We start from the raw sequence: 16,209 nt of genomic DNA on the forward strand, positions 1-16,209 counted from the left end.
CGCAATATCGTTCCTTTTCTGCCGTTTGTTATTCGTGATTAACCTGGTTATTATCCTGTTTTTTAACGATGTTTATCTTTTCTTTAGCTTACCTTTTTATCTTGATGTGTTAATCAAAAACCTCAGATTATCATTTGTATGATCATGAGCGTAATCTCACTTTATCTTTAGGACTTTATTTCTGCCGATGGTTAGCATCCTGACTATCAAGCCGGCTCATTAAAATCTTTTATTTATGGGTGTGGCTTATAAGAAACGTAAATCAGGAGAAACTGACCATGGCTTCACCCAAGAAAATAGGGCTTATTGCCTGCACCGGCGTAGTCGCCGGTAATATGATGGGGAGCGGGATTGCCTTATTGCCCGCCAACCTGGCGAGTCTCGGATCCATCGCCATTTGGGGATGGGTGATCTCGATTATCGGGGCGATGTCGCTGGCCTACGTGTACGCCCGCCTCGCGACCAAAAACCCGCAGCAGGGCGGCCCTATCGCCTACGCCGGTGAAATTTCCCCGGCGTTCGGCTTCCAGACCGGCGTGCTTTATTACCATGCCAACTGGATCGGCAACCTGGCCATCGGCATTACCGCCGTTTCTTATCTCTCCACCTTCTTCCCGGCGTTGAACAACCCGGTGCCTGCCGGCATCGCCTGTATCGCCATCGTGTGGATCTTCACCTTCGTCAACATGCTGGGCGGGACCTGGGTCAGCCGCTTGACCACCCTGGGCCTGGTGCTGGTGCTGATCCCGGTGATCGTAACCGCCACCCTCGGCTGGCACTGGTTTGACGCCGCCACCTACCAGGCTAACTGGAATACCTCCGGCACCACCGACAGCCATGCGGTCATCAAAAGTATTCTGCTGTGCCTGTGGGCGTTCATCGGCGTGGAATCCGCGGCGGTCAGCACCGGCATGGTGAAAAACCCGAAACGCACCGTGCCGCTGGCGACCATGCTTGGCACCGGCCTGGCGGGCATCATCTACATCGCCGCCACCCAAGTGATCAGCGGCATGTTCCCGGCGTCTGAAATGGCCGCCAGCGGCGCGCCGTTCGCCATCAGCGCCTCGGCGATTATGGGCAACTGGGCGGCACCGATGGTTTCCGCGTTCACCGCCTTTGCCTGCCTGACCTCGCTCGGGTCATGGATGATGCTGGTCGGCCAGGCCGGGGTGCGCGCCGCCAACGACGGCAACTTCCCGAAAGTGTACGGCGAGCTGGATAAAAACGGCATTCCGAAAAAAGGCCTGCTGCTCGCGAGCTGCAAAATGACCGCGCTGATGGTGCTGATCACCCTGATGAGCTCCGCCGGCGGCAAGGCTTCCGATCTGTTCGGCGAGCTGACCGGCATCGCGGTGCTGCTGACCATGCTGCCTTACTTCTACTCCTGCGTAGACCTGATTCGCTTCGAAGGGGTCAACGTGCGCAACCTGCTGAGCCTGATCGCTTCGGTGTGCGGCTGCGGCTTCTGCTTCATCGCGCTGATGGGCGCCAACTCTTTCGAACTGTCCGGCACCTTTATCATCAGCCTGATTATCCTGATGTTCTACGCCCGGAAAATGAATACCCGCCAGGCTGCCAATGCAGCGGCGGTCGATGAAAACACCACGGCCAAAGCGCACTGATTCGCGTCCGCTGACCGACTGAATTTACCCAGCCCCTTTCTTTCCGACCTGTCAGCCGCGACGGGAAGGGGCTTGCTTTGCCAGGAGAAATGCATATGAACGTTATCGCCATCATGAATCACATGGGTGTCTACTTCAAAGAAGAGCCTATCCGTGAACTGCATCAGGCGCTGGAAAGTCTGGATTTCCGCATCGTTTACCCTAACGATCGCGAAGACCTGCTGAAACTGATCGAGAACAACGCCCGTCTGTGCGGGGTGATCTTTGACTGGGACAAATACAATCTGGAGCTGTGCGAAGAGATCAGCCAGCTGAACGAATACATGCCGCTGTACGCATTCGCCAACACCTATTCCACGTTGGACGTCAGCCTGAACGATCTGCGCATGCAGGTGCGCTTCTTCGAGTATGCGCTCGGCGCGGCAACCGACATCGCCGCCAAGATCAAACAGAATACCGACGAGTATATCGACACCATCCTGCCGCCGTTGACCAAGGCGCTGTTCAAATACGTGCGCGAAGGCAAATACACTTTCTGTACGCCGGGCCACATGGGCGGCACCGCCTTCCAGAAAAGCCCGGTGGGCAGCCTGTTCTACGATTTCTTCGGCCCGAACACCATGAAGTCGGATATCTCGATTTCGGTGTCCGAGCTTGGGTCGCTGCTGGATCACTCCGGCCCGCACAAAGAGGCGGAAGAGTACATTTCCCGCGTGTTCAACGCCGAGCGCAGCTACATGGTGACCAACGGCACCTCCACCGCCAACAAGATCGTCGGCATGTATTCGGCGCCGGCGGGCAGCACGGTGCTGATTGACCGTAACTGCCACAAGTCGCTGACTCACCTGATGATGATGAGCGACATCACGCCGATCTACTTCCGCCCGACCCGCAATGCCTACGGCATCCTCGGCGGCATTCCGCAGAGCGAGTTCCAGCGCGCCACCATCGCCAAACGCGTGAAGGAGACCCCGAACGCCACCTGGCCGGTGCATGCGGTGATCACCAACTCCACCTATGACGGCCTGCTGTACAACACCGACTTTATCAAGAACACTCTGGACGTGAAGTCGATCCATTTCGACTCCGCCTGGGTGCCTTACACCAACTTCCATCCGATCTATAAAGGCAAGTGCGGCATGAGCGGCGGCCGCGTGGAGGGCAAGGTGATCTATGAAACCCAGTCCACCCACAAACTGCTGGCGGCCTTCTCGCAGGCTTCGATGATTCATGTGAAGGGTGACATCAACGAAGAGACCTTCAACGAAGCCTACATGATGCACACCACCACCTCGCCGCACTACGGCATCGTGGCGTCGACCGAAACCGCCGCGGCGATGATGAAAGGCAACGCCGGCAAGCGCCTGATCAACGGCTCTATCGAGCGCGCGATCAAGTTCCGCAAAGAGATCAAACGCCTGAAAGTCGAGTCCGACGGCTGGTTCTTCGACGTCTGGCAGCCGGAGCATATCGATGAGCCGGAATGCTGGCCGCTGCGCTCCGACAGCGCCTGGCACGGTTTCAAGAACATCGACAACGAACACATGTATCTGGACCCGATCAAGGTCACTATCCTGACCCCGGGGATGAGCAAGGAAGGCGAGATGCAGCCGTTCGGTATCCCGGCCAGCATCGTGGCGAAATACCTCGACGAGCGCGGCATCATCGTCGAGAAAACCGGGCCTTACAACCTGCTGTTCCTGTTCAGCATCGGCATCGATAAAACCAAGGCGCTCAGCCTGCTGCGCGCGATGACCGACTTCAAACGCTCGTTCGACCTGAACCTGCGGGTGAAAAACATGCTGCCTTCGCTGTATCAGGAAGCGCCTGATTTCTATGAAAACATGCGCATTCAGGATCTGGCGCAGAACATTCACCGCCTGGTGGAGCAACACAACTTGCCGGACCTGATGTACCGCGCGTTCGAAGTGCTGCCAACCATGGTGATGAATCCGTACCAGGCGTTCCAGAAAGAGCTGCACGGCGAAGTGGAAGAGGTCTATCTGGAAGAGATGGTCGGTAAGGTCAATGCCAACATGATCCTCCCATACCCACCGGGCGTGCCGCTGGTGATGCCGGGCGAGATGCTGACCGAAGAGAGCCGGCCGGTGCTGGAGTTCCTGCAGATGCTGTGCGAAATCGGCGCGCATTATCCGGGCTTTGAAACCGACATTCACGGCGCCTATCGCCAGGCGGACGGACGTTATCGGGTGAAAGTGCTGAAGGCGAAATAACCGCAGCCAATAAGAGGGGAGGCGCTCGCGCTTCCCCTTTGTCGTTCACCGACTGATGGGAGACCACCATGAAAACACCCTCACAGCCGCGCGCAATCTACTATGTCGTAGCGATACAAATTTGGGAATATTTCAGCTTTTACGGCATGCGTGCGTTATTGATCCTCTATCTGACCCACCAACTCGGCTATACCGACAGCCACGCCATCGATCTCTACAGCGCTTACGCTTCGTTAGTTTACGTCACTCCTATTCTTGGCGGCTGGCTCGCCGACCGCCTGCTGGGCAACCGCGTCGCGGTGATCGCCGGCGCGGCGCTGATGACCCTGGGACATATCGTGCTTGGCCTGAGCGCGGTCTCCGCCCAGTCGCTTTATCTGGCGCTGGCGATCATCATCTGCGGCTACGGCCTGTTCAAATCCAATATCAGCTGCCTGCTGGGCGAACTGTATCCGGCGCAGGACTCGCGCCGCGAAGGGGGCTTCTCGCTGCTGTACGCCGCCGGCAACGTCGGATCTATTCTGGCGCCGATCGCCTGCGGGCTGGCGGCCGAGCGCTATGGCTGGCACGTCGGCTTTGCGTTGGCCGGGATCGGCATGTTCGCCGGCCTGGTGATTTTTCTGCTGGGCGGACGCCATTTCCGCCATACGCGCGGCGTGAATGCACCGCTGATGCGCGCCAGGAGCCTGGGCCTGCCGCACTGGGGATGGCTGCTGGCGGCGCTGCTGGCGTCGCCGCTGTTCTTCACGCTGCTGTTTGAACGCGACTGGGCCGGCTATTTGCTCGGGTTGGTGTGCGTGGCGGCGGTGGCGCTGGTGGCGCGCATTATGCTGCGCGCGGACGCCGGCCAGCGCCGGGGGCTGTGGCAGATCATCGTACTGATGCTGCTGGGCACGCTGTTCTGGGCTTTTGCCCAGCAGGGCGGCAGCTCCATCAGCCTGTTTATCGATCATTTCGTTGACCGGCGCTGGTTTGGCTGGACGGTGCCGACCGCGCTGTTCCAGTCGGTTAACGCCTGCGCGGTGATGCTGGGTGGCGTGGCGCTGGCCTGGCTGGCGAGCGGCGATGGCGATCGCACGCTGCGCATCTGGTGCAAGTTCGCCTTCGGTCTGCTGTTGATCGGCGTCGGCTTTACGCTGATGGCGCTCAATACGCGGCTGCACGGGCCGGGATCGATGGGGCTGATGATCGCCGGTTTGGCGGTGATGGGCTTTGCCGAACTGTTTATCGATCCGGTGGCGATGGCGCAGATCACCCGGCTGAATATCCCCGGCGCCACCGGCGTGTTGACCGGCATCTATATGTTGGCGACCGGTTCGATCGCCAACTATCTGGCGGGCATTATCGCCAATCAGACCGCCGAGGATCACATCGAAGGGGCGGCGATGCAGGCGTATGGCCGCATTTTCGCCCAGATCGGCTGGGGAGCGGCCGGATGTGCGCTGGCGGTGATCGCGGTGCTGGGCGGCTGGTGGCTGCTGACGCGACGCCAGGCCCGGACGGTTAATGCTTGATTGATGGCGGTAGGCGGGGTTAACGTGCAGCTATGTAGAAGTGACAAAGCCTACCGATGGATACTGATCAATTAACGACGCAGGTGGCGGACCAGCTGGGCGCGCAGCAGCGGCTGCTGGTGGCGTTCAGCGGCGGCCTGGATTCCAGCGTGCTGCTGCATCTGCTGGCGGCGTTGCGCCGCCAACGTCCGGCGCTGCAGCTACGTGCGCTGCACGTGCACCATGGCCTGAGCGCCTTTGCCGACCGTTGGGTTGAGCATTGCCGCAGCCGGTGTGCCGAGTGGCGGATCCCGCTGACGGTGACGCACGTGCAGGTGGATGCCCGCCAGGGCGGCATCGAAGCGGCGGCGCGTGCGGCGCGCTATGCCGCTTTCAGCGCAGCATTGGCGGAGGGCGAAGCGCTGCTCACCGCCCAACACCTTGACGATCAAAGCGAAACCTTCCTGTTGGCGCTCAAGCGCGGCAGCGGGCCGGCGGGATTGTCGGCGATGGCGGCGCGCGCCACGCTGGGCGAGCACCTGCTGTTGCGGCCGCTGCTGGGCTGCTCGCGTCAAACGCTGGAAAATTACGCGCAACGCCACGCCTTAACCTGGATAGACGACGACAGCAATCAGGACACGCGCTTCGATCGCAATTTCCTGCGGTTGCAGGTGTTGCCGCAGCTCAATCAACGTTGGCCGCACTTCGCTTCGGCGGTGGCGCGCAGCGCCAGCCTGTGCGCCGAACAGGAACAATTGTTGGACGAGCTGCTGGCGGAACCGCTGCAAAGCCTGTTGGCGGCGGATCGCTCATTGGCGATCGACGGTTTGACGGCCTGTTCGCCGGTGCGGCGCTTCGCTCTGTTGCGGCGCTGGATCGCATTGTTCAACGTTACCATGCCGGCGCGTGAGCAGTTGCAGCGTCTGTGGGATGAGGTGGCGCTCAGCCGGGAAGATGCCGAACCGCAGCTGCAGCTCGGCGCCTATCAGATCCGCCGCTTCCGAGGCCGATTGCACCTGTTGCCGCCGCTGGCGGCACTGCGCGATGTGCATCTGCCCTGGCAGCCTGACCTGCCGCTGACGTTGCCGGACGGGCTGGGGCAGTTGGTTGCCGGGGAGGGCGATCTGGCGCTGCGCGCGCCGCTGCCATCGCAGCAGATTAGCATTCGTTTCGGCGGCGTGCAGGGCGCGGTGCGCATCGCGGGGCGCGCCCATTCGCGGCCGATAAAAAAACTGTGGCAGGAGCTGGGTATCCCTCCCTGGCAGCGTGAACGTATCCCGTTGATTTATTATGATGAGCAGCTGATCGCCGCGCTGGGCGTATTCGTCTGTGAGGCGGGGCAGGTGCCGGAATGCGAATGCCCGTGGCGGCTGCGCTGGGAAAAAAATCATAATCGTGAGGAGCAATGATGAAGTTTGTGGAAATCGCGCTGTTGGCCGCCGGCCTGTTCAGCCTGCCGGCGTTGGCGGCGGGGGATGCGGCCGCCGGTCAGGCCAAAGCCGCCGCGTGCGCGGCCTGCCACGGCGCGCAGGGCAAGGTGACGGTGCCGATGTACCCGAATCTGGCCGGGCAGAACGCCATGTACCTGCAGCACGCGTTGCAGGCCTACAAGAAAGGGGAACGCAACGGCGGCCAGGCCGAGGTGATGAAAGCCTATGTGTCGGGATTGTCGGATGACGATATCGCCGATCTGGCGGCTTATTACGCCAGCCTGAAGCCCTAAATGACGAGGGCAGCCGTTGGGCTGCCCTGTTGGGATGGGGTTACCGCTGCTCAGTCCGACAGACTGACGACCACGGTACCGATTTCCGGATGACTGAAACTGCTGATATGGTCCAGACGCAGGTCGCGCTGCTGGCCGTTCTGTTCGATGGTCAGATACTCAACGCGTTTCTTTTGCAGCAGGTCGATCGCCTTGGCCTCGATCACTTCTCCGTCGCGTAACTCCAGCTTCAGAATAAGTTTATGCTGACAGGCGAGTTCCAGGTTGTCGTAGTCATCGCAATTGATGGGTTGGTACTCATCATTCATCAACATAGTCGCTCACCAATAAGTTAGCGGCGGCAAAGGCCGCCTGTTCCCTAACGGAGGACGGTAGCGCGTGGTTCGCTGCGACATCGTCCAATGCCTTTAACGCACAAGCCAGCGCATCAGGCACGTAGCCAAGATCTCCACTGCCAATCTCGGCGTAAGTACGGCGTACTAACTCACAGTATTGTTGCACAGTTTCCTCCCTTAAGAACCTCTGCATCATCAAGACTACTATCGCGATGAGGCGCAGACTCTCGGAGTTTTATCCTATCCTAGACGACTATAGCACAGCTGTTATGGAGTTATCAGCACCCCGGCACGCCTTTCGCACTGCCGCAGCCTGGCCGCGCTGGCGGGGTTTGGCCCTGATCAAGTACACTGTCGCCGGATAATAACGAGGTCACCCATGGCGCTGAAAGCAACCATTTATAAAGCCGCGGTCAATATTGCTGATATGGATCGTCACTTCTACCACGACGCCACGCTGACGCTGGCGCAACACCCGTCCGAAAATGAGCAACGCATGATGCTGCGCCTGTTGGCCTGGATCTGCCACGCCGACGAGCGGCTGGTGTTCACCAAAGGGCTGAGCGCCGACGACGAGCCGGAGATCTGGCAGCGCAACGACCACAACGGGCTGGAAATGTGGATCGAGATGGGATTGCCCGACGAGAAACGCATCCGCAAGGCCTGCAACCAGTCGCCGCGCGTGGTCTTGTACGCTTACGGCGAGCGCGCCGCGCACGTTTGGTGGCAGGCGATGCAGGGAAAAGTGGCCGGCTACAAGAACCTGAGCGTGCGCTTCCTCGATGACGAACAGCTGGCGCGCCTGACGGCGCTGGCCAGCCGCACCATGACGCTGCAGGCAACGCTGCAGGAGGGAACTATTTGGCTGTCTGATGCTCAGAATAGTCTGGAAATCCAGTTTGCCGAGTGGCAGCAGGCACAGGTGTGACCGGTGCTGGAACTGTCAAGAAACGTAGCCATACCGGATAATGAGCTGGAATTGACGGCGATCCGCGCGCAGGGCGCGGGTGGCCAGCACGTGAACAAAACCTCAACGGCGATCCATTTGCGCTTTGACATCCGGGCATCCAGCCTGCCAGAGTATTATAAGGAAAGGCTGCTGGCGCTGAATCATCATCTCATTACCGCTGATGGCGTAGTGATTATCAAGGCGCAAGAGTATCGCAGTCAGGAATTGAATCGCGAAGCGGCGTTGGCCAGATTGGTCGCGCTGATTCAGCAGGCGATGGTGGTGGAAAAAACGCGCAAGGCGACCAAGCCGACCAAAGGGGCAAAATTGCGCCGTTTGGAAGGCAAGGCGCGTAAGGGCGCCACCAAGGCGCTGCGTGGCAAGGTTCGCACTTAGGAATACATGAACACAGTAGGAGAATAACTGTGAAGAAAATTACGGTAGCCCTGTTCTTGGCGGCAGGCGCACTCTCGTTGTTGGGATGCAACAATCATTATCAACCGAAGGAACAACCGCTGCAGGCGATGCCGCAGAGTTATCAAGGGCTGTTGCCTTGCGCCGATTGCGGCGGGCTGGATACGGCGCTGTTCCTGGATGAGGACGGCACCTTTGTGCTGCAGGAAACTTATCGCGGCACCAAAGACGGCGATCAGACCTTCGCCGACTACGGCAAATGGGCGCGCACCGCGGATAAGCTGGTGCTGACTGACAGCACCGGGGAAAAACGCTACTTCCGCCCGGTGGGCAAGAGTCTTGAGATGCTGGATCGCAGCGGCGCGCCGATCGCCTCCAAGCTGAATTATCGTCTGGAGCCGGTCGAGAAGCAATTGCCTAAAACGCCGATGGTGATGAAAGGCAGCTACACCTATATGGCCGACGCGGCGGTGTTCAAAGATTGCGCCACCGGCATCACGTTCCCGGTGGATAACAACATCGCGCTGGAGCAAGGTTACGCCAAAGCCAATAAGGATGCCGGTGAGCCGGTGTTTCTGACTTTCAACGCGCACTTCAGCGTGCAGCCGTCGATGGAAGAGGGGCAGATAGAGAAGGCGGTGGTGCCGGACGGTAAAATCGCGTTCGACCGCAGTAAAAGCTGCAGCAACAACTAACTTCCCCTGTCCCCATGGACATAAAAAAACCCGCCTAGGCGGGTTTTTTATTCGCTGACGCTCGGTGTTTAGCGTTTGATCTGGCCCAGCAGGAAATCAACGATTTCACCGGTTTTGATCATTTGCTTCTCGCCGACGCGGCGGTTTTTGTACTCGATCTCTTCGTTGTCGAGGTTACGGTCGCCGATAACGATAGAGTGCGGCACGCCGATCAGCTCCATATCCGCGAACATCACGCCCGGGCGCTCTTTGCGGTCATCGAGGATCACGTCGATGCCGTGGGAGCGCAGGGTGTTGTACAGCTCTTCGGCCAGCGCCTGCACGCGGAACGACTTGTGCATGTTCATCGGCAGAATAGCGACCTGGAACGGCGCGATGGCGTCCGGCCAGATAATGCCGCGTTCGTCGTGGTTCTGCTCGATGGCGGCGGCCACGACGCGCGTCACCCCGATGCCGTAGCAACCCATGGTCAGCACCTGGTTGCGGCCGTCTTCACCCTGTACGGTAGCTTTCATCGCTTCCGAATACTTGGTGCCGAGCTGGAAGATATGGCCCACTTCAATGCCGCGTTTGATCAGCAGCGTGCCCTGACCGTCCGGGCTGGCGTCGCCTTCCACCACGTTACGGATGTCGGCCACCTGCGGCAGCGGCAGATCCCGCTCCCAGTTGATGCCGAAGTAGTGTTTGCCGTCGACGTTGGCGCCGGCGCCAAAGTCGCTCATCGCCGCTACGCTGCGGTCGGCAACCACCGGCATCTGCAGCTTGACCGGGCCGAGGGAACCCGGGCCGGCGCCGACGATGGCGCGGATCTCTTCTTCAGTGGCGAAGGTCAGCGGCGCGGCAACCTGCGCCAGCTTCTCGGCCTTGATTTCGTTCAGCTCGTGATCGCCGCGCACCAGCAGGGCGACCAGTTTATGGCCGCTCTCTTCGGTGGCGCGCACCATCAGCGTCTTCACGGTTTTTTCCACCGGCAGCTGGAATTGCTCGACCAGCTCGGCGATGGTTTTGGCGTTTGGCGTATCCACCAGGCGCAGCTCTTCGCTGGCCGCCGCGCGCGGCGCTGCCGGAGCGACCGCTTCCGCCAGCTCGATGTTGGCGGCGAAGTCGGAACCGGTGGAGAACACGATATCGTCTTCACCGCTGTCTGCCAGCACCTGGAATTCGTGCGACGCACTGCCGCCGATCGAGCCGGTATCGGCCTGCACCGGGCGGAAATCCAGGCCCATGCGGCTGAAGATTTTGCTGTACGCTTCGTACATCGCGTCGTAAGTCTCCTGCAGAGACTCCTGCGAGGTATGGAAGGAGTAGGCATCCTTCATCAGGAACTCACGGGAACGCATCACGCCGAAACGTGGGCGCACTTCATCACGGAACTTGGTCTGGATCTGGAAGAAGTTCAGCGGCAGCTGCTTGTACGAGCTGATCTCGTTGCGGATCAGATCGGTGATCACTTCTTCATGCGTCGGGCCCAGCACGAAAGGACGGTCGCCGCGGTCGACGAAACGCAGCAGCTCGGGGCCGTATTGCTCCCAACGGCCGCTTTCCTGCCACAGGTCGGCAGGCTGAACCACCGGCATGGACACTTCGATCGCGTTAGCATTGTTCATTTCTTCGCGAACGATGTTTTCAACCTTTTTCAGAACGCGCAGGCCGGTCGGCAGCCAGGTGTAAAGACCGGAGGCCAGCTTGCGGATCATCCCGGCGCGCAGCATCAGCTGGTGGCTGATCACTTCGGCGTCGGCAGGTGTCTCCTTCAGAGTGGAGAGCAGATATTGGCTAGTACGCATGGTGTTTTGGTTCCGTTAGAACTGCAAATTGCATCGGGCTGCCAGAGTGGCGGCCAAAAAGTGATTTAGTTTACCAGCGCGAGCGGGTCGCCAAAAGAGAGGCGGCGGAATTTTAACGCGGGTCGAGCGACAGCACTTCGGTGTGGCCGTCCACGACGCGCCAGCGCACGTTGAAATCCAGCAGCCAGACGGCGTAATCCCGTTCGACGTCCTCTCCTTTACGATAGGCGGGACGGGGGTCCTGTGCCAGCACCTGGCTGATAAAACGCCTTAATTGCGGGTAGCGCGCCTGATGTTGCTGCAGCTGCTGTTCCGCCTGCGGCGCGAAACGCACCGGCATATCGCCGGCGGGCGCGGCCTGGGCAAAGCCGGCGCGGGCCTGCGGTTGGTTCTCGGCGAACGGCAGATAAGGCTTGATGTCCACCACCGGGGTGCCGTCGACCAGATCGAGGCTGCCCAGTTCCAGCGCCACTTCCCCGTTTTTCACCCGTACGCCTTTGAGCTCAATGAGCGACATGCCGAGCGGGTTGGGGCGGAAGGTGGAGCGGGTGGCGAACACGCCCATGCGGGCATTGCCGCCTAAACGCGGTGGGCGTACCGTCGGGCGCCAGCCGCCTTCCATGGTTTGATGGAAAATGAACATCACCCACAGATGGCTGAAATCGCTGAGACCGCGAACCGCTTCCGCCTGGTTGTAAGGCGGCAGCAGCAGCAGTTCGCCGCCACCGTCTTCGACCAGCCCCGGTTGGCGGGGCACGGCGAATTTCTCTTTATACGGCGAGCGGATCACGCCGATCTGCTCAAAAACGAATTCGGTCATTTAGACGAGACGTTAAGCGCCGAGCCCTGGCAAACGGCCTGCTGGTAACAACCGGCGACGCCGCTGACAATCTGGCAGTCGTGCAGCAGCACGGCGTTGGCCTTCATGTAAGACGCACGGATTTGCATGCGTTTACGGGCGGTAGCCAGATTCGGTGGGGAGTCTTGTACGGTGGTTTGGCACGATTCGCCGGACACTTCACCCAGATCGCGGAATGGTTTACCCACGAGTTCTTCTGCACTTTTATACAGTTTTACCGGAGCGGGGCGGGCGGCCGGCGTGGTCTTGGCCGGGGCGGTCGTGGTCGGCTTGCTGGTGCTGTTTGTTGAGGATGGCGCGATACGTTGCGATGAACATCCGGCCAGCGCGAGCGCTAACAAACAGAGAGGTAAAACACGCATTGAGATTCCTCTGCCTTAATGAAAGTGGCGCTATTGAAGCAATCTATGGCGGAAATAACAAGACGGGCCTTGGCCCGTCTTGCAATTATAGGAATAAAATTGGTGAATAAGCGCTTACCAGCCTTTCACGGCACCGCCGTTGAAGATTTTGTTGGCGGCGGCGTCCACTTCGTCAGACTGGTAGGCCTGAACGAATTTCTTCACGTTTTCCGCGTCTTTATTATCTTCGCGCGCAACCAGCAGGTTGACGTAAGGCGAGTCTTTATCTTCCACAAACAGACCGTCTTTCGCCGGCGTCAGGCCGATCTGGCTGGCATAGGTGGTGTTGATCACCGCCAGCGCGATCTGCTGATCGTCCAGAGAGCGCGGCAGCTGAGGGGCTTCCAGCTCAACCAGCTTCAGGTTTTTCGGGTTCTCGGTCACGTCCAGTACGGTCGGCAGCAGGCCAACGCCGTCTTTCAGTTTGATCAGACCGACTTTCTGCAGCAGCAGCAGCGAACGGCCCAGGTTGGTCGGATCGTTCGGCAGTGCGATCTGAGAACCCTCTTTCAGCTCGTCCAGCGATTTGATTTTCTTGGAGTAACCGGCGATCGGGTAAACAAAGGTGTTGCCGACCGGCACCAGCTTGTAGCCGCGATCTTTGATCTGCTGATCCAGATACGGTTTGTGCTGGAAGGCGTTCAGGTCGATATCGCCTTTGCTCAGCGCTTCGTTAGGCAGCACGTAGTCGTTGAAGGTGACCAGCTCAACGTCCAGACCGTATTTCTCTTTCGCCACTTTCTGCGCCACTTCGGCCACTTGCTGTTCAGCGCCGACGATCACGCCGACCTTGATGTGGTTTGGATTCTTTTCATCCTGGCCGCAGCCCGCCAGAGCCAGAGTGCCGATCAGTGCGCCAATTGTCGCGATGGATTTAAATGTTAACGACATATCCCTTCCTCATTAGACTCGCATTAATATGCTGTGAAACTATTTATGGGTAACGGCTTTGACGATGCGATCGCCGCAGAATTGGATCAGATAAACCAAAACTACCAGTAATACTAATACGGTATTCATAACTGTGGCGTTATAACCGATATAACCGTATTGGTAACCGATTTGGCCCAGGCCGCCGGCGCCGACCGCGCCGCCCATGGCGGAGTAGCCCACCAGGGTGATCAGGGTGATGGTCGCGGCGTTGACCAGGCCCGGCAGGGCCTCCGGCAGCAGCACTTTCTTGATGATCTGCATCGGCGTGGCGCCCATGGCGCGCGCCGCTTCCACCAGACCGGACGGGATCTCCAGCAGGGCGTTTTCCACCATGCGCGCGATGAACGGCGCGGCACCGACGGTCAGCGGCACGATCGCCGCTTGCAGACCGATCGAGGTGCCGACGATCATGCGGGTAAACGGAATCATCCAAACCAACAGGATAATGAACGGGATGGAACGGAAGATGTTCACCAGCCCGGACAGGATTTTATACAGCGAATTGTTGGCGATGATCTGCCCCGGGCGGGTGACATACAGCAGCACGCCTACCGGCAGGCCGAGCACGAAACCGAAAAAGCCGGAGACAAAGGTCATCATGACGGTTTCCCACACGCCACGCGCCATCAACCACATCATTGCCTCAGACATAACCCAGAACCTCTACTTTTACCTGATTTTCTTGCAGGAACTTAATCGTTGCCAGCGCGTCTTCGTCGCTGCCGTGCAGCTCCGCCAGCATCACGCCGAATTTCACGCCGCCGGCATAATCCATCTGGGCGCTGATAATGTTGTTGTTCACGTTGAAGCGGCGAGCGGCTTCAGACAGCAGCGGCGCATCGACCGACTGACCGGTGAACTCCAGGCGCAGCAGCGGCTGACGGTCGCCCTGACGCTCCGGCGACAGGCGCGCGGCGTAGTCGTCCGGGATATCCAGATGCAGCGTGGACTGAATGAACTGTTGGGCCAGCGGCGTTTTCGGGTGCGAGAACACTTCGCTGACGCTGTCTTTTTCGATCAGCTGCCCCTGGCTGATGACCGCGACCTGGTCGCAGATGCGTTTCACCACGTCCATTTCATGGGTGATGAGCAGAATGGTCAGGCCCAGACGGCGGTTGATGTCTTTCAGCAGTTCCAGGATGGAACGGGTGGTGGCCGGATCCAGCGCGCTGGTGGCCTCGTCGCACAGCAGCACTTTAGGGTTGCTGGCCAGCGCGCGCGCGATCGCCACACGCTGTTTCTGGCCGCCGGACAGGTTGGCCGGGTAGGCGTCGTGCTTGTCCGCCAGGCCGACCAGTTCCAGCAGTTCGGTCACGCGCTTTTTGATCTCGGCGCGCGGCGTATTGTCCAGCTCCAGCGGCAACGCCACGTTGCCGAACACCGTACGGGAAGAGAGCAGGTTAAAGTGCTGGAAGATCATGCCGATTTGGCGACGGGCGCGCGTCAGTTCGCTTTCTGACAGAGACGTCAGATCCTGGCCATCGACCAGCACCTGGCCGGAGGTGGGGCGCTCAAGCATGTTGGCGCAGCGGATCAGCGTGCTTTTACCGGCGCCGGAGGAACCGATGACGCCATAGATTTGCCCGGCAGGAACGTGAAGGGTCACGTCAGAGAGCGCGGTAATGGTGCGCGAACCCTGCTGGAACACTTTAGTGATGTTAGAAAGTTTAATCATATTCTTCTTATTTTAGCGTGGTTGCCCGTGGCTAGATAAAAGTAAACCTCGGCGTGGAACCAAGGTATGCCTCAGATGTTAAGGCGTCTAGACGTCTAAGTCAATGACCAACGACGTTCTCCGGCGTTCTCAGCGTGGGGTAAAACATGCGATACTGTTAGCGTATACAGGCCCTCAGGAGCAAAGCGGTGACACAAAGCGTTCCAGCAATTTTTCTCGATCGTGACGGCACGATTAATGTTGACCATGGCTATGTCCATGAAATCGACAACTTCCACTTTATCGACGGCGTGATCGACGCCTGTCGCGAGCTCAAAAAGATGGGCTTCGCGCTGGTGATGGTGACCAACCAGTCCGGCATTGCGCGCGGCAAGTTCAGCGAAGACCAGTTTATGTACCTGACCGAGTGGATGGACTGGTCGCTGGCCGATCGCGACGTCGACTTCGACGGCATCTATTTCTGCCCGCATCATCCGGAGGCGGCAGTAGAAGAGTATCGCCAGGTGTGCGACTGCCGTAAGCCGCAGCCGGGCATGTTGCTGCAAGCGCAGCAGGAATTGAACATCGATATGGCCGCTTCTTATATGGTGGGCGATAAACCGGAAGACATGCAGGCGGCGATCGCGGCCGGCGTCGGCACCAAGGTGCTGGTGCGTACCGGCAAGCCGGTGACGGAGCAGGGCGAAAAGCTGGCCGATTGGGTGCTAAACAGCCTGGCGGACCTGCCGGCAGCCATCAAAAAGCGGGTTTAATAGGCGTTACGAATGAATAGTGAGCGGTCAGATAAAAAATGCATATTAACGCTTGTCATTCTGAACCGGCTCCCTATAATGCGCCTCCATCGACACGGAACATGTGAACAACTTCACAGAGTATCCGGGGGTCGCAGAGAAAAAATCCTGAAAATTAGGGTTGACTCTGAAAGAGGAATGCGTAATATACGCCACCTCGAGTTAGCAAGCGAAAGCGTCTAACTCACTGCTCTTTAACAATTTATCAGACAATCTGTGTGGGCACTCCACAAGACGATATCCAGCATCTTCGGATGCAAAAAAATATCAAGTCTTGAAGAGTGACTAACTGAAGTAA

Annotated in this window: 17 protein-coding genes; 9 read left to right on the forward strand and 8 right to left on the reverse strand. The window is 59.0% G+C overall.

The window, feature by feature from the left end; all coding sequences use genetic code 11:
* Positions 1-278: 278 nt before the first annotated feature.
* The 5 genes from cadB to ACJ8M3_RS21805 all read left to right on the forward strand — a co-directional run bounded on the left by cadB (position 279) and on the right by ACJ8M3_RS21805 (position 7,072).
* Positions 279-1,622 (forward strand): cadaverine/lysine antiporter, encoded by a 1,344-nt coding sequence (cadB, locus tag ACJ8M3_RS21785; RefSeq protein ID WP_033644886.1) that lies wholly within the window; start codon positions 279-281, stop codon positions 1,620-1,622.
* Between the two features lie 95 nt (positions 1,623-1,717).
* The gene (gene cadA / locus ACJ8M3_RS21790; protein ID WP_033635725.1) at positions 1,718-3,856 is read left to right on the forward strand and encodes a lysine decarboxylase CadA; all 2,139 of its coding nucleotides are present in this window, start codon (positions 1,718-1,720) and stop codon (positions 3,854-3,856) included.
* Positions 3,857-3,924: 68 nt separating this feature from the next.
* Positions 3,925-5,370 (forward strand): dipeptide permease DtpD, encoded by a 1,446-nt coding sequence (dtpD, locus tag ACJ8M3_RS21795; protein ID WP_089197371.1) that lies wholly within the window; start codon positions 3,925-3,927, stop codon positions 5,368-5,370.
* 56 nt (positions 5,371-5,426) lie between these two features.
* Complete coding sequence (gene tilS / locus ACJ8M3_RS21800) at positions 5,427-6,758, forward strand: tRNA lysidine(34) synthetase TilS (protein WP_089197370.1); 1,332 nt, start codon at positions 5,427-5,429, stop codon at positions 6,756-6,758.
* Positions 6,758-7,072: a c-type cytochrome gene (locus tag ACJ8M3_RS21805; protein WP_025304017.1), complete on the forward strand. Its 315-nt coding sequence runs from the start codon at positions 6,758-6,760 to the stop codon at positions 7,070-7,072. The genes tilS and ACJ8M3_RS21805 overlap by 1 nt, the downstream gene beginning before the upstream one ends.
* Before the next feature lie 50 nt (positions 7,073-7,122).
* Here the strand turns inward: ACJ8M3_RS21805 and rof are convergent, their stop codons facing one another.
* Both rof and ACJ8M3_RS21815 read right to left on the reverse strand, forming a co-directional pair.
* Positions 7,123-7,386 (reverse strand): Rho-binding antiterminator, encoded by a 264-nt coding sequence (gene rof / locus ACJ8M3_RS21810; RefSeq protein ID WP_004931991.1) that lies wholly within the window; start codon positions 7,384-7,386, stop codon positions 7,123-7,125.
* Positions 7,373-7,573, reverse strand: a complete 201-nt coding sequence (locus ACJ8M3_RS21815) for a YaeP family protein (protein ID WP_033652508.1) — start codon at positions 7,571-7,573, stop codon at positions 7,373-7,375. The genes rof and ACJ8M3_RS21815 overlap by 14 nt, the downstream gene beginning before the upstream one ends.
* A 213-nt stretch (positions 7,574-7,786) precedes the next feature.
* Between ACJ8M3_RS21815 and ACJ8M3_RS21820 the strand changes: the two genes are divergently transcribed.
* The 3 genes from ACJ8M3_RS21820 to nlpE are packed head-to-tail and all read left to right on the forward strand — an operon-like array spanning position 7,787 to position 9,465.
* Entirely contained in the window at positions 7,787-8,335 is a 549-nt protein-coding gene (locus ACJ8M3_RS21820) for a YaeQ family protein (RefSeq protein ID WP_033644891.1), read from the forward strand.
* A 3-nt stretch (positions 8,336-8,338) separates the two neighbouring features.
* Positions 8,339-8,752 carry an alternative ribosome rescue aminoacyl-tRNA hydrolase ArfB gene (gene arfB / locus ACJ8M3_RS21825; RefSeq protein WP_060660319.1) on the forward strand — a complete coding sequence of 138 codons (414 nt, stop codon included), beginning with the start codon at positions 8,339-8,341 and terminating at the stop codon, positions 8,750-8,752.
* Positions 8,753-8,781: 29 nt separating this feature from the next.
* Positions 8,782-9,465 (forward strand): envelope stress response activation lipoprotein NlpE, encoded by a 684-nt coding sequence (gene nlpE, locus ACJ8M3_RS21830; protein ID WP_442514737.1) that lies wholly within the window; start codon positions 8,782-8,784, stop codon positions 9,463-9,465.
* A gap of 68 nt (positions 9,466-9,533) precedes the next feature.
* Here nlpE and proS read toward each other — a convergent pair whose 3' ends face one another.
* The 6 genes from proS to metN form a co-directional block, all read right to left on the reverse strand.
* Positions 9,534-11,252, reverse strand: a complete 1,719-nt coding sequence (gene proS, locus ACJ8M3_RS21835; RefSeq protein ID WP_033644896.1) for a proline--tRNA ligase — start codon at positions 11,250-11,252, stop codon at positions 9,534-9,536.
* Positions 11,253-11,364: 112 nt separating this feature from the next.
* A complete protein-coding gene (gene tsaA, locus ACJ8M3_RS21840) occupies positions 11,365-12,072 on the reverse strand; it encodes a tRNA (N6-threonylcarbamoyladenosine(37)-N6)-methyltransferase TrmO (RefSeq protein WP_442514738.1) in 708 nt (235 codons plus the stop codon).
* Positions 12,069-12,473, reverse strand: coding sequence for an Rcs stress response system protein RcsF (gene rcsF, locus ACJ8M3_RS21845; protein WP_025304011.1), 405 nt, complete (start codon positions 12,471-12,473; stop codon positions 12,069-12,071). Before rcsF ends, tsaA begins: the two co-directional genes overlap by 4 nt.
* Before the next feature lie 114 nt (positions 12,474-12,587).
* On the reverse strand, positions 12,588-13,403 hold the full coding sequence (locus ACJ8M3_RS21850; protein WP_033644900.1) for a MetQ/NlpA family lipoprotein: 816 nt from the start codon (positions 13,401-13,403) through the stop codon (positions 12,588-12,590).
* Between the two features lie 39 nt (positions 13,404-13,442).
* Positions 13,443-14,096 carry a methionine ABC transporter permease MetI gene (locus ACJ8M3_RS21855; RefSeq protein ID WP_004932010.1) on the reverse strand — a complete coding sequence of 218 codons (654 nt, stop codon included), beginning with the start codon at positions 14,094-14,096 and terminating at the stop codon, positions 13,443-13,445.
* Positions 14,089-15,120, reverse strand: coding sequence for a methionine ABC transporter ATP-binding protein MetN (gene metN / locus ACJ8M3_RS21860; RefSeq protein ID WP_004932012.1), 1,032 nt, complete (start codon positions 15,118-15,120; stop codon positions 14,089-14,091). The genes ACJ8M3_RS21855 and metN overlap by 8 nt, the downstream gene beginning before the upstream one ends.
* A gap of 188 nt (positions 15,121-15,308) precedes the next feature.
* Here metN and gmhB point away from each other — a divergent pair, with 188 nt between their 5' ends.
* A complete protein-coding gene (gene gmhB, locus ACJ8M3_RS21865) occupies positions 15,309-15,872 on the forward strand; it encodes a D-glycero-beta-D-manno-heptose 1,7-bisphosphate 7-phosphatase (RefSeq protein WP_025304009.1) in 564 nt (187 codons plus the stop codon).
* Positions 15,873-16,209 lie beyond the last annotated feature (337 nt).

This window comes from Serratia sp. CY55921 (assembly GCF_052167655.1).
Lineage (GTDB): Bacteria > Pseudomonadota > Gammaproteobacteria > Enterobacterales > Enterobacteriaceae > Serratia > Serratia ureilytica.

Coding starts and splice junctions, on each gene's coding strand:
- cadB (WP_033644886.1), top strand. CDS start 279: ATGGCTTCACCCAAGAAAATAGGGCTTATTGCCTGCACCGGCGTAGTC.
- cadA (WP_033635725.1), top strand. CDS start 1,718: ATGAACGTTATCGCCATCATGAATCACATGGGTGTCTACTTCAAAGAA.
- dtpD (WP_089197371.1), top strand. CDS start 3,925: ATGAAAACACCCTCACAGCCGCGCGCAATCTACTATGTCGTAGCGATA.
- tilS (WP_089197370.1), top strand. CDS start 5,427: ATGGATACTGATCAATTAACGACGCAGGTGGCGGACCAGCTGGGCGCG.
- ACJ8M3_RS21805 (WP_025304017.1), top strand. CDS start 6,758: ATGAAGTTTGTGGAAATCGCGCTGTTGGCCGCCGGCCTGTTCAGCCTG.
- rof (WP_004931991.1), bottom strand. CDS start 7,386: ATGTTGATGAATGATGAGTACCAACCCATCAATTGCGATGACTACGAC.
- ACJ8M3_RS21820 (WP_033644891.1), top strand. CDS start 7,787: ATGGCGCTGAAAGCAACCATTTATAAAGCCGCGGTCAATATTGCTGAT.
- proS (WP_033644896.1), bottom strand. CDS start 11,252: ATGCGTACTAGCCAATATCTGCTCTCCACTCTGAAGGAGACACCTGCC.
- tsaA (WP_442514738.1), bottom strand. CDS start 12,072: ATGACCGAATTCGTTTTTGAGCAGATCGGCGTGATCCGCTCGCCGTAT.
- rcsF (WP_025304011.1), bottom strand. CDS start 12,473: ATGCGTGTTTTACCTCTCTGTTTGTTAGCGCTCGCGCTGGCCGGATGT.
- ACJ8M3_RS21850 (WP_033644900.1), bottom strand. CDS start 13,403: ATGTCGTTAACATTTAAATCCATCGCGACAATTGGCGCACTGATCGGC.
- ACJ8M3_RS21855 (WP_004932010.1), bottom strand. CDS start 14,096: ATGTCTGAGGCAATGATGTGGTTGATGGCGCGTGGCGTGTGGGAAACC.
- metN (WP_004932012.1), bottom strand. CDS start 15,120: ATGATTAAACTTTCTAACATCACTAAAGTGTTCCAGCAGGGTTCGCGC.